The sequence below is a fragment of the Alkalihalobacillus sp. TS-13 genome (assembly GCF_019720915.1).
In the GTDB taxonomy this organism is placed as follows: domain Bacteria; phylum Bacillota; class Bacilli; order Bacillales; family Fictibacillaceae; genus Pseudalkalibacillus.
Genome location: NZ_JAHKSI010000001.1, coordinates 616,515 through 637,426 on the forward strand (window position 1 = coordinate 616,515; position 20,912 = coordinate 637,426).

At 41.4% G+C, this 20,912-nt stretch carries 18 protein-coding genes; 13 read left to right on the forward strand and 5 right to left on the reverse strand.

All coding sequences use genetic code 11. The features are described 5' to 3' along the window. Positions 1 to 176: 176 nt before the first annotated feature. Entirely contained in the window at positions 177 to 350 is a 174-nt protein-coding gene (locus KOL94_RS03055) for an aspartyl-phosphate phosphatase Spo0E family protein (RefSeq protein ID WP_221563935.1), read from the reverse strand. A 175-nt stretch (positions 351 to 525) separates the two neighbouring features. Between KOL94_RS03055 and corA the strand changes: the two genes are divergently transcribed. Together corA and KOL94_RS03065 are read left to right on the forward strand one after the other, a co-directional pair. Then, complete coding sequence (gene corA, locus KOL94_RS03060) at positions 526 to 1,581, forward strand: magnesium/cobalt transporter CorA (protein ID WP_221563937.1); 1,056 nt, start codon at positions 526 to 528, stop codon at positions 1,579 to 1,581. Between the two features lie 197 nt (positions 1,582 to 1,778). After that, positions 1,779 to 3,302 carry an MDR family MFS transporter gene (locus KOL94_RS03065; protein WP_221563938.1) on the forward strand — a complete coding sequence of 508 codons (1,524 nt, stop codon included), beginning with the start codon at positions 1,779 to 1,781 and terminating at the stop codon, positions 3,300 to 3,302. Positions 3,303 to 3,486: 184 nt separating this feature from the next. Here the strand turns inward: KOL94_RS03065 and KOL94_RS03070 are convergent, their stop codons facing one another. Together KOL94_RS03070 and KOL94_RS03075 are read right to left on the reverse strand one after the other, a co-directional pair. After that, positions 3,487 to 3,888 (reverse strand): VOC family protein, encoded by a 402-nt coding sequence (locus KOL94_RS03070; RefSeq protein ID WP_221563939.1) that lies wholly within the window; start codon positions 3,886 to 3,888, stop codon positions 3,487 to 3,489. A gap of 1 nt (position 3,889) precedes the next feature. Beyond that, entirely contained in the window at positions 3,890 to 4,630 is a 741-nt protein-coding gene (locus tag KOL94_RS03075) for a sulfite exporter TauE/SafE family protein (protein ID WP_260412185.1), read from the reverse strand. 122 nt (positions 4,631 to 4,752) lie between these two features. On the opposite strand from KOL94_RS03075, the gene KOL94_RS03080 reads away from it, so the two are divergent. From KOL94_RS03080 to KOL94_RS03100, 5 genes are all read left to right on the forward strand, one after another. After that, entirely contained in the window at positions 4,753 to 5,628 is an 876-nt protein-coding gene (locus tag KOL94_RS03080) for a transcriptional regulator CcpC (protein WP_221563940.1), read from the forward strand. Between the two features lie 76 nt (positions 5,629 to 5,704). Further along, positions 5,705 to 6,424: a 2,3,4,5-tetrahydropyridine-2,6-dicarboxylate N-acetyltransferase gene (dapD, locus tag KOL94_RS03085; protein WP_221563941.1), complete on the forward strand. Its 720-nt coding sequence runs from the start codon at positions 5,705 to 5,707 to the stop codon at positions 6,422 to 6,424. A 21-nt stretch (positions 6,425 to 6,445) separates the two neighbouring features. After that, entirely contained in the window at positions 6,446 to 7,573 is a 1,128-nt protein-coding gene (locus KOL94_RS03090; protein ID WP_221567571.1) for an N-acetyldiaminopimelate deacetylase, read from the forward strand. A gap of 831 nt (positions 7,574 to 8,404) precedes the next feature. Beyond that, positions 8,405 to 8,653 carry a YkuS family protein gene (locus KOL94_RS03095; protein ID WP_221563942.1) on the forward strand — a complete coding sequence of 83 codons (249 nt, stop codon included), beginning with the start codon at positions 8,405 to 8,407 and terminating at the stop codon, positions 8,651 to 8,653. Positions 8,654 to 8,762: 109 nt separating this feature from the next. Next, the gene (locus KOL94_RS03100; RefSeq protein WP_221563943.1) at positions 8,763 to 10,112 is read left to right on the forward strand and encodes a TrkH family potassium uptake protein; all 1,350 of its coding nucleotides are present in this window, start codon (positions 8,763 to 8,765) and stop codon (positions 10,110 to 10,112) included. Between the two features lie 121 nt (positions 10,113 to 10,233). Here the strand turns inward: KOL94_RS03100 and KOL94_RS03105 are convergent, their stop codons facing one another. Both KOL94_RS03105 and KOL94_RS03110 read right to left on the reverse strand, forming a co-directional pair. After that, entirely contained in the window at positions 10,234 to 10,437 is a 204-nt protein-coding gene (locus tag KOL94_RS03105; protein ID WP_221563944.1) for a ChaB family protein, read from the reverse strand. A gap of 55 nt (positions 10,438 to 10,492) precedes the next feature. Next, positions 10,493 to 11,335 carry a mechanosensitive ion channel family protein gene (locus tag KOL94_RS03110; RefSeq protein WP_221563946.1) on the reverse strand — a complete coding sequence of 281 codons (843 nt, stop codon included), beginning with the start codon at positions 11,333 to 11,335 and terminating at the stop codon, positions 10,493 to 10,495. Between the two features lie 328 nt (positions 11,336 to 11,663). Between KOL94_RS03110 and KOL94_RS03115 the strand changes: the two genes are divergently transcribed. The 6 genes from KOL94_RS03115 (at position 11,664) to KOL94_RS03140 (ending at position 20,207) form a co-directional block, all read left to right on the forward strand. Next, complete coding sequence (locus tag KOL94_RS03115; protein ID WP_221563948.1) at positions 11,664 to 12,212, forward strand: peroxiredoxin; 549 nt, start codon at positions 11,664 to 11,666, stop codon at positions 12,210 to 12,212. A 797-nt stretch (positions 12,213 to 13,009) separates the two neighbouring features. Next, a complete protein-coding gene (locus KOL94_RS03120) occupies positions 13,010 to 14,764 on the forward strand; it encodes an ABC transporter ATP-binding protein (protein WP_221563950.1) in 1,755 nt (584 codons plus the stop codon). A gap of 12 nt (positions 14,765 to 14,776) precedes the next feature. Continuing rightward, a complete protein-coding gene (locus KOL94_RS03125) occupies positions 14,777 to 16,579 on the forward strand; it encodes an ABC transporter ATP-binding protein (protein ID WP_221563952.1) in 1,803 nt (600 codons plus the stop codon). A 545-nt stretch (positions 16,580 to 17,124) separates the two neighbouring features. Continuing rightward, entirely contained in the window at positions 17,125 to 18,453 is a 1,329-nt protein-coding gene (locus tag KOL94_RS03130) for a cytochrome ubiquinol oxidase subunit I (protein ID WP_221563954.1), read from the forward strand. A 12-nt stretch (positions 18,454 to 18,465) separates the two neighbouring features. Beyond that, a complete protein-coding gene (locus KOL94_RS03135) occupies positions 18,466 to 19,485 on the forward strand; it encodes a cytochrome d ubiquinol oxidase subunit II (protein WP_221563956.1) in 1,020 nt (339 codons plus the stop codon). A gap of 59 nt (positions 19,486 to 19,544) precedes the next feature. Then, on the forward strand, positions 19,545 to 20,207 hold the full coding sequence (locus tag KOL94_RS03140) for a potassium channel family protein (RefSeq protein WP_221563958.1): 663 nt from the start codon (positions 19,545 to 19,547) through the stop codon (positions 20,205 to 20,207). Positions 20,208 to 20,912 lie beyond the last annotated feature (705 nt).

The following is a 20,912-nucleotide window of genomic DNA, read 5'->3' on the forward strand; positions in this document are numbered from 1 at the left end:
TGCAAAAAGGAAACCTCTCCGATACTTAGATCGAAGAGGTTTTATTTATACCACAACTTTTTTGAAGTGTGGGAATGAGTAAATTGGGGAATAGTTGTCTTCATAAAGATCTGCCCAATTTTAATCTTTGAAATGCTTTTTTAAGATCATATGACCCTATTTCAATATATTTATAATCAGGAAATCTTGAGTTTGTTCAAGTTTCGTTCACGAATGTTGTTTGCTAAATGTAGTTGTAGAAGCTTGTCCAACTCTTGGCTGCATTTAAGGGTTTCGCTAGATGACATGCCATAAACGCGAGCTGTCTCTAGCATTTGTTCTCTTTTTCGTTCGATTGTGTAAACTAACATTTTTTTACCTCCATACCTAAGTTTCGAGTTGACCTTGTACATTATCTTACAAAAGCAAGATCTATGGAAGTCTTTCGCCGAAACTTCTAATGATTCGACAATAATAGAATAAAATTAACAAACGATACAAGCAGCATTTAGATAAAAAGTCATAGATGGATTAGGAGATGATCGAATGGGTAAACAAGAAGATTTTGAAAAGAAAAAGGGATTGCCACCTGGTTCATTAGTATATGTAGGGGATGAAGAGGCATCTTTTACAAAAGTCTCTTTGATCGATTATAAAGGTGAGGCATTAGAAGAAAAATCTGTCGATACGATCCAGGAAGCATTATCGTACGCAGAAACAGACAGCGTGACCTGGATTAACATCGAAGGTCTTCACAATAAGGACGTATTTAAAGGAGTCCGTGACGATTTCGGGGTGCATCCTTTGCTTATAGAAGACATATTGAATACAGAACATCGCCCGAAGATCAATGTGTTAGATAATTATGTGCTGATGATTTTGAAAATGGTCTGGTATGATCGTGAGGAAATTGATATTAATGAAGAACAGATCAGTATCATTGTAAAAGATCAAACGATTATCACTTTCCAGGAAAAAGAGGGGGATGTACTCGATCCTGTTCGGCAATCAATTCGCCAGAATCTAGGGAATATCCGGAACACGAGTGCTGGGTATCTGGTCTATTCCATTTTAGATGCGATCGTCGACCAGTACTTGGTGGAATCTGAACGAATTTCATCTGATATCGAGGAGATAGAGGAGGAAATGGTTTTGCATCCCGATCAAACGGTTCTGCAAAAGATCTATAATTATAAGAATGTAGGGATGTACCTTCGAAAACAGGTGTGGCCAGTGAAAGAAATCATAACAGGACTTGAAAAATCAAAAATCATTGATTTGAATACAGGCTTTTATCTTAAGGATGTATCCGATCATGTCATTCATGTGATGGATATGGTGGAAATGACACGCTCGATGGCGACCAATCTTTTGGATGTCTATTTTTCAAGTGTAAGTAACAAAATGAATGAGGTTATGAAAGTATTGACGATCGTTTCAACGATTTTCATCCCGCTCACATTCATTGCCGGAATCTACGGGATGAACTTTGAGTATATGCCAGAATTGAATGACAGATGGGCGTATCCGATCGTGTGGGGTGTCATGATTGCGATGACTTTGGGGATGATCATCTTTTTCAAAACAAAACGTTGGTTCTGATGTATTGTCTAACAAAAAAAGGAATAAAGTTGATATAATGGGAGGGCATAATTAATTAAGGCTGTTTTTGTCTAAAATGTGTTTTCTTTGTTATTGTTATTTTTGCGAAATCAACTCCCTTTCTGCAGGCGATCTGTAAGCCTTAGATTTCGTACAAAAATTTGAAAACAGCCTTAATACTAAACGGAAGTGAACCTATGACGAAAGAAGATATTCTGACTGGAATCAAGGAAAAGACAACACTCAGGCCACTTGTTCTGGCAGCAGTCATATTAGCGATGTTTATGGCTGCCATTGAAGGTACGATCGTTTCAACCGCCATGCCAAGCATCGTCGCTGATTTGGGCGGCTTCAGACTTTACAGCTGGGTGTTTTCAGCTTATCTGTTAATGCAGGCTGTAACGATATTGATTTATGGAAAATTATCCGATTTGTTCGGTCGAAAACCCGTATTCACATTCGGAATCAGCATGTTCATGATTGGTTCGTTGATGTGCGGTTTTGCCGAGACGATGGAAATGCTCATCATCTCCCGTTTAATCCAGGGGTTTGGTGCTGGAGCAGTGATGCCGATCGCAACAACGATTGTCGGAGATATGTATACGATGGAGGAACGGGCGAAAATCCAGGGGTATTTAGCAAGTGTATGGGGGATTTCAGCTGTTATTGGTCCAGCTTTAGGTGGGTTCATTGTCCTCTACTGGGAGTGGGCATGGGTTTTCTGGCTGAATATACCACTCGGCATCCTCGCGATATTGGGAACAAATTTATTTTTACATGAGGACATCGAGAAGAAGAAACACAAGATTGATTACATAGGCGCATTGTTGATTTTCGTTGCTGTTAGTAGTTTAATGATAGCGTTGATCCAAGGTGGTGTCTCACTTCCTTGGAAGTCCTGGCAAATCGTCGGGTTGATTGGAACCTTTGCTGTAAGCTTCTTGTTATTCATCATCCAGGAGCGTCGTGCTGCTGAACCGACAATGCCACTCAGTATTTGGAAGGATCGGTTGATTACATTAGCTAATCTTGCTTCACTGACCACTGGTGCAATTTTATTCGGTATTTCTTCTTTCTTACCGGCATATGTCCAGGGTGTCATGGAGGAGTCTCCTCTGGTAGCAGGTTTTACCCTTACGACCATGTCGATCGGCTGGCCGATTGCCTCTACATTGGCTGGAAGGCTGATCATAAAGCTAGGTTTCCGGACGGTGGCTCTCGGTGGAGGGATCGCACTTGTTTTGGGTTCGTTGTTTTTTGTTACGCTTGATCCGGCAAAAGGACCAATTTGGGCTGCTATCGGTTCTTTCATCATCGGTGTCGGAATGGGCCTCTCGACTACGACCTTTATCGTTTCTATCCAATCATCTGTAAACTGGGAAAAACGTGGAGTCGCAACAGCGTCAAACATGTTCATGAGGATCCTTGGAAGTGCGATCGGTGCAACGCTTTTAGGAGGTATTCTGAACAATCGGCTTCAAAATTACTTAGAGGAACATGGAGCGAATTTGAATGAATCATTATCAATTGATGCTGCAAACATCCTTCTGGAAAAATCGCAGCGGGACAAATTATCCCCAGAGACCCTTGAGATTTTACAAGAAGGTTTGACGTTTTCGCTTGATAGTGTCTATATCGGAGTGTGTATACTTGCGATCATAAGCTTTATGTTAATTGCTTTTCTCCCGAAGAAGGATGAGCAGAAGCCTGAACAGAAATAAAAGGAGGCTGTCCCAAAAGTGTCTGAGTCTCTCCGAACTTAACAACATTTTGAGAAAAATCGTGGTTTTGATCCAAAATGTTGTGTTGGAGGTGTCTGACACTTTTCTTTAAGGACAGCCCCCTTTTCCTTACTACTTAAAGAAAGTAAAAAATCCTGTCTTCAGTATAAGTGGCAACTATGGCTCAGCCTTCACTATGGCTTGGCTTTGCCCAGTTTTCTTTATGTGTTTCAAGGAATTCAATTCGATTATGAAAAGGGTCGAAGAACGAAAAGCGTTTCATTCCAGGAATCTGAGTTTCCTCTTTGACTGTGACATCATGAGCTTGCAGATGATCTCTTACCCTATCGAGATCTGTTATTTCAAATGCAGGATGTCTCTTACTTTTTTCCGTATAAGGTTCCGTACCGATATGCAATTCGATGTCCGCAACCTGGAACCATAAACCGCCATTCTTTTTCAATGCTTTCGGTTTTTCGATTTCAGTCATTCCCAACACCTCGCTGTAAAACTTGCGAGCTTCCTCTTCTTCCCCAGTGGGTATACAGATTTGAACATGATGAAGTCTTTTGAATTCAATTTTCATCCTATAAATTCCCCCCTAGAAACTGATAGATCAGTTGAAAGAAAAGTAACACCGTGATAATCCGTAAGATCAATTTCACTACAGATTTTGATAACTTACCAGCAAGCCGGACGGCGACTTGAGCTCCAATCAATGAACCGATTGATAACGGGATTGCTACATCCCAGCGGACATATCCTGTTACATAGAAACTGATGAAGCCTCCGAAACAGCTTAGAAAAGTATTGAACCTTGTATAAGCGATGGTACGAAGGTAAGAGATTCCTTGATAAAAGAAAAGATACATTTGGAAGGTTGCCTGACCTGGTCCGAACATGCCATCATATGTGCCGATTCCGAATAACCCCGGATAACTCCAAAATGATAATTTTTCATGTCCATCTTCTTGTTGTGGCGGTTTCTTGATGAAAGAGGTGAGAAAAGCGACAATCAATAGGCAGATTCCGATGATGATCATCGTCCGTTCCGATAGTGAAGAGGCAATTAAGCCGCCCATGATTCCTCCAATAAAGCTTAAAGGGGCGATTTTCAAAGCGGCGTTCAGCTTTACTTCCTTCCTTTTCAAGAGGACGAAAAAACTTGAAAAGGAACTAAGCATATTGGAGAATTTGTTAGAAGCGATGGCATTATGAACAGGGATTCCAGCCAACAGCATAGCTGGCAGATTGATGAGACCACCGCTTCCGGCGAGTGTGCCGATAAATGTAGCCACAAAACCGATGAAGATTAATAGTAGAGTCATAATGGTACCTTCTTCCATTTTAGCGTCTATTGTTATCATATGGGAAAGTCAGCTATAATAAAATGACGGTTTTTTTATGATCTATGATAAGAATAACTTATCAGTGAAGGTGTGAACAGTGCATGCAGATGACCGAATTTACAGTATTGAATGTGTTGGCTGCCGAATTGAATATGCGTAAAGCCTCTGAACGGCTTTATGTCTCACAGCCAGCTCTGAGCCAGAGATTGCAATCGATTGAACAAAGGTGGGGAGCCAAGCTTTTTATACGATCACAAAAAGGATTGACGCTAACTCCAGCGGGGGAAAAGGTGATTGAATTCGTCAACCAGACCCTCCAAACCGAAGAGGATCTGCAGGATGAAATTTTATCTCTTGGAGATGTCGTACATGGAACGTTGAAGATCGCTGTTGCATCGATCATCGGTCAATACTGGCTTCCAAATGTTCTGAAGGAATATGTGGAACAGTATCCGAATGTGAAAATTTCACTTGTTACAGGCTGGAGCAGTGAAGTCCAGCGGCAGCTGTTCAGTGATCATTATCATGTTGGGATCATCCGGGGGTATCCAGATTGGAAGGGACCGAAAGAGCATTTGATGAGTGATGAACTTCATCTCGTCGATACGAAAATTCAATCTCTTGAGGAGTTGAACGATACCTCCAGACCTTTTATCCAATTTAAGAGCCATTCCACTTATTATCAGGAGATACAGGACTGGTGGGTGAAGAAATTCAAGTCTCCGCCTAAACGGACAATTGTTGTCGATCAGATCGAAACATGTAAGCAGATGGCATTGAATGGTATTGGTTATGCGATCCTGCCTTCAATAAGCTTGACCAGGCAAGACAGGAATATCCATACAATCCCGATATTGAATGAGCATGGTGAACCTTTGAGCAGGGACACTTGGATCATCAATAGCGAGGCTTCCCATCAATTGAAGCAAGTCCGGGCATTCATCGATTTGATCAAGTCGATGAAACATCGAACGTAATACTTAACATCCGTAGGAAAGTACGATAAAATGAACGCGATTGGAAGAAAAAATGAGCCTAGAGGAGGACACACACATGAAAATGATGGATGCAAACGAAATTATCTCGTTTATTCAAAATAGTGAAAAGTCTACACCCGTAAAAGTACATATCAAAGGTGTTTTGGAGGGCATTGATTTCGGACCAAATACGAAATCATTCGTTACAGGGAATACCGGAGTACTTTTCGGTGAATGGAAAGAAATAAAAGAAGCAATCGAAAAGAATGAAAAAGCAATTGAAGATTATGTGATAGAAAACGATCGTCGTAATTCAGCGATTCCTTTGTTGGATCTTAAAGGTGTACAAGCACGCATCGAGCCAGGTGCAGTTATCCGTGACCAAGTAGAAATCGGAAAGAATGCAGTCATCATGATGGGTGCGATGATCAACATCGGTTCTGTTGTCGGAGAAGGTACGATGATTGATATGAATGTCGTACTTGGTGGGCGTGCGACAGTCGGGAAAAACTGCCACATCGGTGCAGGCTCAGTCCTAGCTGGTGTAATTGAACCGCCTTCTGCAAGCCCGGTGGTTGTTGAAGATGGTGTTGTCGTTGGAGCGAATGCGGTCATCTTGGAAGGTGTACGTGTTGGTGAAGGCTCTGTTGTCGCTGCAGGAGCAGTAGTTACAGAAGATGTACCTCCAATGTCCGTGGTTGCTGGAACACCAGCTCGCGTCATCAAGAAGATTGATGAGAAGACAAAAGGAAAGACTGAAATCAAGCAAGAGCTTCGCCAATTGAAAGAAGACTAATAAAGGGGAGAGCGACACATGATGCCTCTCGAACAACTAATACAAATCCGACGTGAATTACATCGGATTCCTGAGCTGGGTTTTCAAGAGGTGAAAACCCAGCAATTTTTATTAAAATACATTCATACACTTCCTCAAGATTTTCTTCAAATCACGGAGTGGAGGACAGGACTGCTGGTGAAAGTGATTGGTTCTGCTCCTGAACAGACGATCGGTTACAGAACCGACATTGATGGATTGCCGATAAGCGAGGAAACCACTTATGATTTCCGTTCTGAGCATCCTGGGATGATGCATGCTTGTGGGCATGATTTTCATATGTCTATCGCTTTGGGTGTATTGTCACATTTTGCAAAGAACCGCCCGAAAGACAATCTGTTATTCGTGTTCCAGCCGGCTGAAGAAGGTCCAGGTGGAGCGTTACCGATGCTACAAAGTGATGAATTTAATGCGTTGCGTCCGGATATGATGATGGCATTGCATATCGCTCCGAATCTTCCGGTAGGAACGATTGGTATTAAGGAAGGATTGCTGTTTGCTAATACTTCTGAGCTTTTCATCGATTTGAAAGGCAAGGGAGGGCATGCAGCATATCCCCATGAGGCGAATGACATGGTAGTGGCAGCGAGTCATCTAGTCACCCAGCTTCAAACGATTGTGTCGCGGAATATGGACCCGCTCGATTCTGCGGTAGTGACCATCGGTAAAATTACAGGCGGAACCAAGCAGAACATCATCGCAGAAAACGCTCGGATTGAAGGAACGATCCGTACACTCTCGCCAGAAGCGATGAGTATTGTAAAAAAACGGATTGAAGCGCTGGTAAACGGTGTAGAAGCCGGTTTTGAATGTCAGTCAGCCATTGATTATGGTGCTAACTATTATCAAGTAAACAATCATGTTGTACCTACGAGGGAATTTTGTGAGTTTATGGAAGGTAATCTGCATCAATATCAAATACGCGTCGTCGATAAAGCAATGACAGGGGAAGATTTCGGATACTTCTTGAAAGAAATACCGGGATTCATGTTTTGGCTTGGGGTAGACACGCCGTATGGCCTCCATCATTCGAAAATTGAACCGCAAGAAGATGCATTAGAAGTAGCTACCACCATTTTGATCGGTTATTTAGAAAATAAAATGAAGTAGGTAAGTAGAGTCCCTTTGCGGGGCTCTTTTTTTCATCGCTCTTTTCGTGAAGATTGTTGTTATTTGGTTACAACAAAAAAATACTCGTTTTCCGAGGGTGAACCGCAAGCCTCCTCGCTTGCACATGGATGTCAACACAAAAATGTAATCATTTTCGTGTCTGCGATGAAAACTTTTAGAAGCTTTCCTTATGCTGGCTTCGACGTTCACCATAGGAGGTGGTATTTAGTCGAAGTTCATTATTATAGTCGGAGACCCTTTTTAAAAAAATGCGGGGTCTTGGCTGGCTCGCTGCCTGCAGGAGTCCCGTATATTTCTACCGCTTACAATATTTCAATAGCAACTATCTTATAGAAAGCAGCCTTTTTTATTAGAGAAAGTTATGTGATGTTACTTAGGAAAGGCAGGCCCAGGTGTACCATCAATAAGATGGTTCGCAGAAATTTAACGGACACCAGAGCCGTTATTTGTGGCAAAATCTGTGGTTTTAGAAATTTTACGGACACCAGAGCCGTTATGTGAGAACAAACCGAATGAATTAGGATGAATTTCACAAAATAAGGTCCCTGGTGTCCGCTATTTTTGTAAATCATAGAAATAGTGAGGCAATAAGGTCTCCTGTGTCCGCTAACGATTGTCCTGAAAAAATAGATGTACAATTGCACGTGCAATTTGGATTCAAGGTGGTTATTCGTGCGGGTCCCTCTGGAAAAGGAGTAGATCTTGCAGCGCTCCTTACTAATCTAAAGTCGGTAGATCAAGCTTCCATATTATGCATAACACCTCCTTCATGAGGTTACATTAACAATATTCGCAGAGGAGGTGGATGAAATGCCAAGAATCGGAGTGGAACAATCGTTGACAGATGTCCAAGAGGCATTGCAAAGTAAAGGATATGATGTAAAACAATTACGCCAAGAACAGGATGCTGAAGATTGTGATTGCTGTGTAATCACAGGTCAGGATCAAAATGTAATGGGGATCCAAAATGCTGTTACAAAAGGTTCAGTAATCAATGCACACGGCTTTACGGCAGATGAAGTTTGCCAGCAGGTAGACCAACGTTTGAACCAACACTAGGGGATAGCATCAGCTGTCCTCTTTTCTTTTTCAAATGTACATTATGGGCATATTTGGGTATACTTAGTTCTCAAGAATGTTTGATGTAGTTAAGAGGAGTTATTTACATATGGATTTACATGAACTGGGTATACCTAAACGAATTAAAAGGGTGGTTTTGACACCGCCAAGAATTTTAGCGTTTTCTTTTATTGTCTTGATTACGCTTGGAACATTATTGTTGAAATTACCGATGGCCACCGAGGAGGAGATCACCTGGCTGACCGCCTTGTTCACATCGACCTCAGCTTCTACGATTACCGGGCTAGTTGTGGTGGATACAGGTTCCGTTTACACGCTGTTCGGTGAAATCGTGATTTTATGCTTGATACAAGCAGGCGGCGTAGGAATCATGACCTTTGCGGTGTTGATTGTCCTGATGCTAAGTAAAAAAATAGGGATAAGGTTCATGCTTTTGATTCAGCAGGCACTCAATCAATCATCCTATGGGGGTATCCTCAGGTTAGTAAAAGTTTTGTTGATTTTTGCATTCGTTTCAGAAACGATCGGGGCACTGATTTTGATGTCTTTATGGGTACCGGAAATGGGGTGGAAACAGGGAACTTTTGCAAGTATTTTTCATAGTATCTCAGGTTTCAACAGTGCTGGCTTTTCCATATGGTCCGACAGTCTGATCAGTCACAATAACAACCCTGTTATTCTAACGGTCATCTCCACTTTATTCGTATTAAGCGGATTAGGATTTACAGTCATACTCGATCTTTACTATAGCAGGAAGTTCAAGGAACTTTCCCTGCATTCGAAACTGATGATCATCGGTACGGTGGTAATTAATTTTGTCGCATTGATTGTCATTTTCACATTGGAGTTTAATAATGTTAAAACAATTGGTCAGATGACATTTTCCGATAAATTGTTCAATTCTTATTTTCAGGCGGTGACTCCGAGATCGGCAGGATTAAACTCCGTGGATGTAAGTAGTATGGAAGATGCGTCAGTCTTTTTCACAATCATCCTGATGTTCATTGGTGCAGGAAGTACATCGACTGGCGGAGGAATCAAATTGACTACCTTTATCGCTTTATTGCTCTCAGTTGCGACCTTTTTAAGAGGGAAGAGTGAAGCGGTCATTCTTGGTCGTACGATCAGTGATGGCACCATTATCCGTGCATTTGCTATAACTGTCATTTTGCTGGGTATATTATTTAGCACTGTTTTCATCATGATGATTACAGAAGACTCCTCCTTCATTGAAATTTTGTTCGAAGCGGTTTCGGCGATTTCAACATGTGGTCTTTCGATGGGGATCACGGGTGACTTATCCTCAGTCGGACAACTCGTCATTATCCTGCTTATGTATTTTGGGAAACTCGGTCCTCTAACTCTTTTATTTATACTTGCAAAACCAAGTATTCGCCGTAAAGTCCGCTATCCTTACGGTGAAATCATTACAGGTTAAATTGATAATCTATAAAAAGCCCCGTCAAGCTGAAGTCAGCCTAACGGGGTTTTTGTTTGGTGCCAGGTACACTTTTGGGAGTCAACAGCGCCAAGGGATCTGAAAGTGTACCTGGCACCGTTTAATTTTCCTTCTTTACCCAGTTGTCATTTTCATTTTTTTCGTATTTTTCTTTCACAGCATTCCATGCTACTTTATGTGCAGTTTTCTCCTGGTCATATTGTTTATTGGCAGAGTTGAACGCTTCTTTATAAATTTCCCGTGCATGCTTTGGTAGATTGTTTTTGACTTGATCAGGAAGTTCTTCGTGAGAATCATATGGCATAAAAAGTACCCTCCTTTTGTCAAGAAGAGTACCCGTAAATTAGGTCATATAAACATTAGTGTTTTTCGTTTTTGTGAACGTAGACTTGATGTGGGAACGGGATTTCGATACCGTTTGCGTCCAACGCTTCCTTCAGTGCTTTGCGGAGTTCTCGCTCTACGCCCCATTGCATATCATTCTTTGTTTTGGCAATCACACGGAGAACTACATCAGAGGAACCTAGCGATTGCACGCCAAGGACATTTGGACCTTCAACGATCTCTTCATTCGTTTCGGCGATCCGGTCACACGCTTCTTGTAAGACCCCAATCGCTTTATCGATATTGTCGCCATAAGAAATACCGATATCCACCAGCGCTCTCATATTTCCTCGAGTGTGGTTGCTGATTGCACTGATTTCACGATTTGGAACATAATGCAGGGTCCCGTCAAATCCCCGGATGTGTGTCGTCCTCAACCCAGTATCTTCTACAATACCGTCAAATCCAGCTGCCGTTACATAATCACCAACGTCTAGCTGTTTTTCCAATAGGATGAAAAAACCGGTGACCACATCACTCACAAGGCCCTGGGCACCGAATCCGATTGCTAAACCGATGATACCAGCACCAGCTAATAGACCCGTGACATCTAATTCAAAAGTTCCCATGACTGCAACTACTAAAATAAAGATGAGTGCATAAGAAAAGACGCTTTTTGTTATGCTTTTCAGTGTAATCGCCCGTCCGGCTGACATATTGTTGCGGTTCTGGACTTTTTTAAACGATGTGTTGATGATACGGTTACCAATCGCTTTTACGATTAGAAACGCAATTAAGATGAATAGTAACTTCAGCGTAAGTATTCCAGCATCCTTCAAAATCTCGGCCCAATCAATCTTCAGTAATAATTCTTCCAAGTTATCAACTCCTTGACTCTAGTAACAGACTAGTAATACTATAACGAAATTTGAGAGTTTGCCGCAATTGATAAGACATATAATGAGTATATCCTTTGAGATGGTAGTCGAAACACGTTAGAATAAATAGTGGACATGCTTAAAGCGTTTACTTGTAGCGAATTTTGGTTATAGTAAGCATGTCGAGCGTGCTATATTAAATTAATTCTCATTTAATATTGACTATTAACTAGAGAAAGACTATAATATAGCATGTACAATAATTGTGAGGAAAGAGCGGCGTAAATGCCGTTCTTGCATTAAAAACATTTTTTTGGAGGGATTACGAATGGCAGAACGTATGGTAGCAAAACAAGCACCGCGCTTTGAAATGGATGCGGTACTTCCAAACAAAGAATTCGGAAAAGTAAGCCTGGAAGAAAATATGAAGAATGACAAGTGGACAGTCCTTTTCTTCTACCCAATGGACTTCACATTTGTTTGCCCAACAGAAATCACAGCGGTGAGCGATCGTTATGATGAGTTTGAAGACCTTGATACAGAAGTCATCGGTGTATCCACTGATACGATCCATACTCACTTGGCTTGGATCAACACAAACCGTGACGATAACGGATTAGGCGTATTAAAATACCCATTAGCTGCAGACACGAACCATAAAGTCTCTGAAGACTATGGCGTGTTGATTGAAGAGGAAGGTGTAGCACTTCGTGGATTGTTCATCATCAGTCCAGAAGGCGAGCTCATGTACTCTGTTGTCAACCATAACAACATTGGACGTGACGTAGACGAAACACTACGTGTCCTTCAAGCTCTTCAAACTGGTGGACTTTGCCCGGCGAACTGGAAGCCAGGTCAAGAAACACTTAACGTTTAATGGAGATTTTGAGGTAGAGCCTAACTTAACGTTAGGCTCTATTTTTTTCTTCATATAAATTCAGAAAATTAGTTCAATTAAAGTTCTGATTAATCGTTTTTGGAGTTGTGTAGATAGAGCCATAGAGCGAAATTTTCGACACTCCTGCTGGAAAAGCGATCCAGGCGAGACCCGGCCAACCATGTTTTCAGTTAACGGACACCAGAGCCGTTATTTTTAAAAAAGCAGCTGATTTTCTATGATATTTGTAAAATAAGGTCCCTGGTGTCCGCTAAGTTAGTAATATACAATTATTTTGGTCAAATAAGGTCTCCTGTGTCCGTTAACAGGTAAGTGCAACTCGGTTTCAAGCAGGATGAAGTGAGGAGGCTTGCGGAAGTAGGTTCTTGCAAGGAAGTGATATCTAGCTCAGTGACCAGTCCCTTGGACCACTTCAAACTTCCTGCGGCGGTCGACACATTGATTGACATCCTTATGAGTGAGCCCGTGCAGAACCAAGTCTTTGTTTGGTTAGAGCCTCCTCGTCAGGTTTCCAGTGAAATGCGTAACTTACCGGGTCGCTTCCGCATTTCGTTTGCCCGCGGAAAGGGAGTGGTTTTTGCAAGAATAAACGATAAAAACTGAAGTTCATTTAAAGATCCGGTACTATTATCCGATAGATACTAATAAGGATTGTAAATATGCAAATTCAAAATTAACAATTTAAGCAAAATTATGGTTATTTATTTCGGAATCCGTTATATTATTTATATTATGACTTTTTAAACAATACATAAAAGGAAAAGGCAGGTGCTTTTGTGGATACTTTTAAACGTTTGAAAGAATTTTACTGGCCTTATCGTAACTATTTCTTACTATCCGTATTTTCATTATTATTTGTATCAGGTATCACCGTCATATATCCGATACTGCTGCAGTTCACGATTGATGAAGTGATCATCAATGAACAATACAGATGGATACCTTACCTGGCGATCGGCTTCATCATTGTGATGGCGGTCAAAGGAACAGCAACCTTCTTCCATCAGTATTTAGGGGATTTATTCGGTGTCACCGCGGTCTATCGACTAAGGGAGGCATTGTATAAAAAACTGCAGTACTTACCGTTCAGATATTATGACAATGCGAAGACCGGAGACCTGATGTCGCGTTTGACCGCTGATGTCGAGGGGTTTCGGTTCTTTTTATCCTTCGGGTTCGCGCAGGTCATCAACTTTCTATTGCTCGTGTCCTTCAGTTTAGGTGTAATGTTCTACTATTCTGTTCCTCTTGCATTCGTCACTTTAGGCATGCTGCCATTTTTAGCAGTCGCTGTCTACCGTTTCGATAAGAGAGTCCATCCGGCATTCCGGGGAATCCGGAAGTCGATGGGGCGTTTGAATACGAAAGTCCAAGAGAATGTCAGCGGAATTAATACGATCAAATCCCTTTCACGTGAGGACTTCGAAATCGGGAAATTCGTCAATAACAATAAGGATTACCGGGATAACTACTTGAACACTTCAGATATTTGGGCGAAGTATTTTCCGCTCATGGAAATGATCGGGAACCTATGTGTTGTATTCTTGCTTTCTTATGGTGGATTTCTTGTCTTCAATAACCAATTGAATCCTGGGGAGCTTGTCGCATTCTTCAGTTTGGTCTGGTATATCATCTGGCCGATCATGAACCTTGGTTTTGTAATCAATACGTTCTCCCAATCAAAAGCTTCGGGTGAACGTCTTCTGGAAATCCTAGACGAACCGGAAGATATCCAGGACAAAGAGGACCCGCTGCATATCGACGAGTTAAATGGAGATGTCGAGTTCGCAAATGTTACTCATAAATATGCAAGTGAAGAAGAACTTGCACTGAAGAATATTTCCTTCAAAGCGCCAAAAGGAACCACGGTTGGTCTTTTAGGGGCGACTGGAGCAGGTAAAACCACCATCACTCAACTGCTTTCAAGATTCTATGAACCAAAGGAAGGTAATTTATTGATTGATGGCAGGGATATTAAAGAGTATTCCATCAAATCGTTAAGGAAGAATGTTGGTGTGGTTCTGCAGGAAACATTCCTATTCTCCTCATCAATTAGAGACAACATCGCATATGGTGACGCAGATATAGAATTTGAAAAGATCGTTGATGCTGCTAAAAGGGCTCAAGCTCACGATTTCATCATGGAGCTTCCGGATGGGTACGATACAATCCTAGGTGAACGGGGTATGGGGCTATCCGGTGGTCAGAAGCAGAGGATTGCAATTGCGCGTGCTATTTTATCTGATCCTAGTATTCTCATATTGGATGATGCGACAAGTGCAGTTGATATGGAGACAGAGTTCAAGATTCAGAAAGCTTTCAGAGAAGTAATGAAAGGCAGGACAACATTCATCATTGCTCACCGTATTTCTTCTTTAAAGCATGCAGATGAAATCCTTGTGCTTGAAGATGGGCGGATTGCACAACGTGGTACACATGAAGATTTGATCGATCAGGAAGGAATGTACCGCAGAGTTTATGACATCCAATATAAAGATAAAGATGCAATAAAAGAAAGACAGACAGGATAAGGAGGTGGTACGATGAGCAGCAATACAAAAAAACGATTTCATTATTCACAGGATCAAGCAATTGAGAAACAATTCAACTGGTCACAAATGTTACGCCTTTTTGGGTATATGGAGCCATATAAGTCGAACTTATTGCCGAAATCAATCATTGCGATGTTGATTTCAACAGCAGTTCGCCTGGTCGTACCGATCTTCATCGGGGTTTTGCTTTTCGACCACGCAATCAAAGATAGGAACGAAACCCTGCTCATACAATTGATATTCGGAATAGCAGGACTTTACATCTTAGCGTGGATTGCGAATACATTCCGGATCAAATGGACGAATCAATTAGGTCAATACATTATTTATGACATAAGACAAGGATTATTCAAGCATATCCAAAGGCTTTCACATCGATTTTTCGATCAACGGTCAGCGGGATCCATCCTGGTCAGAATCATAAATGACGTCAATTCATTACAGGAGCTTTTTACGAATGGGGTTATCAATCTATTGATGGACTTCATTCTTCTTGTAGGGATAATCGTCATCATGTTCTTCTTAAGTCCAGAGTTGACGTTGGCAATCATGATTGTCTTGCCGATCATGTTTTTCATCTCAACAAAATTACGACGTAACATCCGTCGTTCATGGCAGACGGTCCGGATCAAACAGGCGAAGCTTAACTCGCATTTAAATGAAAGCATTCAAGGAATCCGGGTCACGCAATCCTATACGCAGGAACAAGAAAACATGGGATTCTTCGAAGGTGTAAATGGGGAGACCTTTGAAAGCTGGAAGGATGCCACTCGGAAAAGTGCAGTATTCCGTCCATTCGTAGAAATGTCCAATGCAATTGGAACTGCCATCCTGATCTGGTATGGTGTGTATCTGATCCAAAATGGAATGGATTATGGTGTGTTCGTAACCTTTGCTTTCTATCTAGGAATGTTTTGGGAGCCGATTTCTAGAATGGGGCAAGTATATAATCAATTGCTGGTGGCGATGGCTTCCAGTGAGAGGATCTTTGAATTTTTGGATGAACAGCCAAATGTGTCTGAACGGAAAGATGCGATCACCTTTGATGAAATCGATGGAAAAATAGAATTCGATCAAGTTGAATTTTCATATGATGAGAAGCGTAAAGCACTGAATGGAATAGACTTGACGATTGAAGCTGGTGAGATTGTAGCTCTTGTCGGTCATACTGGATCTGGTAAAACAACGATCGCAAACCTGATTAGCCGATTCTATGATCCATCGAAAGGTTCGGTAAAAATTGACGGTGTAGATTTGCGGGATGTAAAGCTGGATAGTTTGAGACAGAAGGTAAGTGTGGTCTTGCAAGACACATTCATTTTTTCCGGAACGATCATGGAAAACATCCGTTTCGGACGTCCAGATGCGACGGATGAAGAAGTGATCTATGCAGCTGAAGCAGTAGGAGCAAGTACATTCATTGAAAAACTGGAAAATCAATACGAGACTGAGGTTGAAGAAAGAGGAAATGTCCTTTCTGTTGGAGAGCGTCAATTGATTTCCTTTGCACGGGCGTTGCTTGCGGATCCGCGGATTTTGATTCTGGATGAAGCGACAGCGAGTATCGATACTGAAACGGAATTGAAAATCCAAAATGCATTGCAAACGTTACTTAAAGGCCGAACAGCAATCATCATTGCCCACAGGCTATCGACAATCCGTGAGGCAGATAACATCTTTGTCCTCGATCACGGAAATCTCATCGAACAAGGTAACCATGATTCACTCATGCGACAAAAAGGAGAATATTACGATCTGATCGTTTCTCAATTCAAAATGCTGGATGCGATGTAAAAATATGAAACCACGAATGGCTATAAAGCCGTTCGTGGTTTTTTTGCAGTGTTTTGGATAAGTTGTAGAGATAAAAAGCTAATTCAGACATGAAAACATGGATAAACCACGAGGTGGCTGGCTTATCTCATTACAAAACGTAACCAATGACGTCATAAGTCTAAAAATCTTAAGCTAAGTCTAATAAATCTAAAAAATTCTAATTAAGTCTAAAACAATCTTCATATGTCTAAAAACCTGCTATATATGTCTAAAACGACAAAAATACATTGAATGCTCAATGTTTCACAAACAAACGCAACCTGATAAAATAATACTCACAAAACTTATTGTGATGTATTTCACAAATATTTCACATGATTAGAATCATTTTGTAACATCTGTTTGCTATTTTCCGTTTGTAGAAGATTGCAAATAGGGTAAAGTAACAGTAATCAAATAGTCTTTTAAAAAGCCTTTGTTAAATGGACAACTTGGCTCAATCTCCCGAAATAGAGGGACTCAGCCAGATTTATAATAATGTAGTTCAGAGGGGGAAATCGACAATGCCAGAATTAGACAGCGTTATGCTCAGTCGTTTATTGACAAGTTTAACTCTAGGATTTCATATTATTTTTGCAACCCTCGGTGTTGGGGTCCCATTGCTCATCAGTGGGGCAGAGTGGCTAGGTATCCGAAGAAAGGATAATCATTACCGATTACTAGCTCGACGATGGACGAGAGGATTCGTTGTAACGGTGGCGGTAGGTGTTGTCACTGGTACATGTATTGGTTTGCAGTTGTCCTTGTTATGGCCAAGTTTCATGGAAGTGGCTGGCCAGGTGATTGGACTGCCGTTATTCTTAGAAACATTCGCATTCTTCTTTGAAGCGATATTCTTAGGGATTTATCTATACACGTGGGATCGGTTTAAAAACCCTTATTACCACTGGTTGCTCTCAGTGCCTGTGGTAATCGGAGCATCGGCGTCGGCATTTTTCATATCAACCGTAAATGCATTCATGAATTCACCTAAGGGGTTCAAGTTGGAAAATGGGCAGATCACTGAGATCCAGCCATTGATTGCAATGTTCAATCCAGCTACACCAACTAAGGCCGCACACGTGATATCATCAGCGTATTTAACTTCAACATTTGTGTTAGCAGCGATAACCGCCTTCATGATTTTGAAAAAAGGAAATAATGAATATTATAAAAAAGCGTTGCATTTTACGATGGTGACAGGTTTTGTCTTTGCAGTCTCGACTGCTTTAATTGGTGACTTTTCCGGAAAGTATCTGGCTGAATACCAGCCTGAAAAATTAGCAGCTGCTGAGTGGCACTTTGAAACAGAGAAAGGAGCTGACTTGATTGTAGGTGGGGTTCTTGATGAGAATGGAGAAGTGAAGTATGGATTAAGGCTCCCGAAATTCTTAAGCATCCTCGCGCATGGAGATCCCAATTCGGAGGTCATCGGCTTAGAAGAATTTCCAGAAGATGAAACAGCACCGCTTTTCATACATTATCTTTTTGTTATGATGGTCGGAATCGGGATGTTCCTGCTAGCTTTATCAGCTCAATATATATGGATGTATAAATGGAAAAAAGGAAACCCCTATTCTAAATATCTTTTGATGGCGATTGTCGTAGCTGGACCACTTGCAATGCTGGCTATTGAATGTGGATGGATATTCTCGGAAGTTGGAAGACAGCCATGGATCCTATGGCATGTCATGCAAACGTCAGAAGGGGCGACCACAAGTGAACACGTCGGCTCGATGTTCATTTTATTCTTCGTTCTTTATGTCGTCCTGGGGTGGATTTGTACAACGGTATTGTTAAAAATGTTCAGGAGTAACCCGGCGGAAACTGAATTTGAAGAAATGGATCGATAAGGAGGGGATTAGATGGAAATACAATTACTCGGGATCACGGTACTGTGGGTTTTTCTATATGGATATCTGATTGTGGCATCAATTGATTTCGGAGCTGGTTTTTTTGCCTATTATGGTAAAATCACAAAACGGGATCACATCATCAATTCAATCATCAGCCGTTATCTATCCCCTGTATGGGAAGTCACCAACGTGTTCTTCGTCTTCTTTTTTGTAGGACTGGTAGGTTTCTTTCCAAGCACAGCCTATTATTATGGGACTGCCTTATTGGTTCCAGGAAGTATAGCTTTAGTTTTACTCGCAATCAGAGGATCATTTTATGCTTTCGGAAATTATGGAGCAAAGGATAGTAATATCTATACATTTCTATATGGGGCTACCGGATTGTTAATTCCAGCCTCCTTATCAACTGCGCTTACGATATCAGAAGGTGGATTTATCACAGAAGAAAACGGGACTGTTGTCTTTCTTGTTAAAGAATTGTTTACAAGCTTTTACTCCTGGTCTGTCGTATTCCTGGCGATTGTAAGTGTTTTGTATATCAGCGCCATGTTCCTATGTTTTTATGCGAACAAAGCGAAAGATTGGCCAGCACTTGAGATTCTAAGGAAATTTGCGCTCTTTTGGAGCCCGCCAACGATTCTTGCAAGCTTTCTGGTGTTTCTTGCCTTACGTGAACATAACATTGGCCATTTCAATAAAATGATCGATTACTCATATATGTTCATTCTCTCATTCATATGTTTTAATATTGCAGTTTGGTTGGTATATAAGAACAAGCGGTATGGAACAGCGTTCATTTTCGTCATGCTGCAGTTCTTGTTTGCATTTTTCGGCTATGGTGTCTCCCATCTCCCGTACATTTTGTACCCTTATATCACACTCGATACTGGGTTCACAAACGAAACAATGGGAATTGCTCTGGTCATCGCTTTCATCGCAGGATTGTTTTTGCTCATACCTTCGTTGATCCTTTTGATGCGAATGTTCCTTTTCGATGCTAAATATGTTGAAGGAAATCGAGAAAAATAATTTCAAAATATGGTACAATGTGATGAGATTGAACGTTTAGGGCAATTGGAGGAATGAGTATGAAAAAGCAATTTGCTGTAATTGGGCTAGGACGCTTCGGGGGAAGCATCTGCCGTTCATTAAGCAATAATGATATGGAAGTACTGGCAATTGATATTGATGAAGATCGGGTCAATGAGTTTTCTTCGATTGCCACCCATGCTGTGATTGCGGATACGACTGATGAGAGTGTTCTCAAAAGCTTAGGGATCAGGAATTTCGATCATGTCATCGTTGCAATTGGTGACAATATTCAGGCAAGCATCCTGACAACCTTGATTTTAAAAGAACTTGGTGTTGCTCATATTACTGTAAAAGCGCAAAACGACTACCATGAAAAAGTAGTCCGTAAAATCGGTGCGGATCGGATTGTACATCCTGAACGAGACATGGGGCAGAGGATCGCACACAACATCATGTCCAATAATGTTCTGGATTACTTGGAATTGTCCGACCAGCATAGCATTGTAGAATTGATTGCAAGCCAGAAAATGCACGATAAGACGTTGATTGAACTGGATGTCCGTGCGAACTATGGATGTAACGTGGTAGCAATCAAGCGTGACGAAGAGATCATTGTATCACCCCAGGCGACCCAAACAATCGTTGAAGGAGATATCTTGATCGTAATCGGAGCCGATAACGATATCAGTAGATTAGAAAAAAATCTATTGATGGATTGAGTGAAAACCTGATTTCAACACATGTTGAGATCAGGGTTTTTTTATGAGCTTGATATTTTTCAGAAAATTACTTTAGTAAAAACCAACTGTAAAAGGAAAATGCGTAAAATATGTCCGAATGCAAGGTATCTTCGGACAGGAACGAGAAAAGAGCACAAAATTGTCCGAATACCGTCCCAACAATATAACCGGAATAGCTAGTAGACCTCCATAACTCACTAATAAATGGCTTTGTTAAATCATACTGTAGTTTGATTAAAGCGAAATTTGCGACTCTTCTGCGGGAACAGCGAGCCAAGCAAGACCCCGCTGTTTTAAAAATATCTTCGACAAACAGCCACCACATCCTGTGGTGAACGTCGAAGCCAGCAGAAGGAAAGCTTCTAAGAATTCTCATCGCAGACACGAGAAAATGGTTTCATTTTTGTTTTGAGATCCTGTGCAAGTGAGGAGGCTTGCGGAAGAGGGTTAATGCAGGGAAGTAATGACTAGCTCAGCGACCAGTCACTTGGATCACTTCAAACTTCCTGCGGCGGTCGACACATTGAATGACACCTTATGTGGGAGCACACGCAGAACCAAGTCTTTGTTTGGTTCGAGCCTCCTGTCAGTTTTCCAGTGACCTACGTGACTAATCGGCTCACTTCCGCTTTTCGTTTGCCCGCGGAAAGGGAATGAATTTCGCAAAAATCAAAAGTAAAGTAT

Excerpts from the sequence above, each read along its gene's own strand:
- KOL94_RS03055 (WP_221563935.1), bottom strand. The coding sequence starts at position 350 with ATGTTAGTTTACACAATCGAACGAAAAAGAGAACAAATGCTAGAGACA.
- corA (WP_221563937.1), top strand. The coding sequence starts at position 526 with ATGGGTAAACAAGAAGATTTTGAAAAGAAAAAGGGATTGCCACCTGGT.
- KOL94_RS03065 (WP_221563938.1), top strand. The coding sequence starts at position 1,779 with ATGACGAAAGAAGATATTCTGACTGGAATCAAGGAAAAGACAACACTC.
- KOL94_RS03070 (WP_221563939.1), bottom strand. The coding sequence starts at position 3,888 with ATGAAAATTGAATTCAAAAGACTTCATCATGTTCAAATCTGTATACCC.
- KOL94_RS03075 (WP_260412185.1), bottom strand. The coding sequence starts at position 4,630 with ATGACTCTACTATTAATCTTCATCGGTTTTGTGGCTACATTTATCGGC.
- KOL94_RS03080 (WP_221563940.1), top strand. The coding sequence starts at position 4,753 with ATGCAGATGACCGAATTTACAGTATTGAATGTGTTGGCTGCCGAATTG.
- dapD (WP_221563941.1), top strand. The coding sequence starts at position 5,705 with ATGAAAATGATGGATGCAAACGAAATTATCTCGTTTATTCAAAATAGT.
- KOL94_RS03090 (WP_221567571.1), top strand. The coding sequence starts at position 6,446 with ATGCCTCTCGAACAACTAATACAAATCCGACGTGAATTACATCGGATT.
- KOL94_RS03095 (WP_221563942.1), top strand. The coding sequence starts at position 8,405 with ATGCCAAGAATCGGAGTGGAACAATCGTTGACAGATGTCCAAGAGGCA.
- KOL94_RS03100 (WP_221563943.1), top strand. The coding sequence starts at position 8,763 with ATGGATTTACATGAACTGGGTATACCTAAACGAATTAAAAGGGTGGTT.
- KOL94_RS03105 (WP_221563944.1), bottom strand. The coding sequence starts at position 10,437 with ATGCCATATGATTCTCACGAAGAACTTCCTGATCAAGTCAAAAACAAT.
- KOL94_RS03115 (WP_221563948.1), top strand. The coding sequence starts at position 11,664 with ATGGCAGAACGTATGGTAGCAAAACAAGCACCGCGCTTTGAAATGGAT.
- KOL94_RS03125 (WP_221563952.1), top strand. The coding sequence starts at position 14,777 with ATGAGCAGCAATACAAAAAAACGATTTCATTATTCACAGGATCAAGCA.
- KOL94_RS03130 (WP_221563954.1), top strand. The coding sequence starts at position 17,125 with ATGCCAGAATTAGACAGCGTTATGCTCAGTCGTTTATTGACAAGTTTA.
- KOL94_RS03135 (WP_221563956.1), top strand. The coding sequence starts at position 18,466 with ATGGAAATACAATTACTCGGGATCACGGTACTGTGGGTTTTTCTATAT.
- KOL94_RS03140 (WP_221563958.1), top strand. The coding sequence starts at position 19,545 with ATGAAAAAGCAATTTGCTGTAATTGGGCTAGGACGCTTCGGGGGAAGC.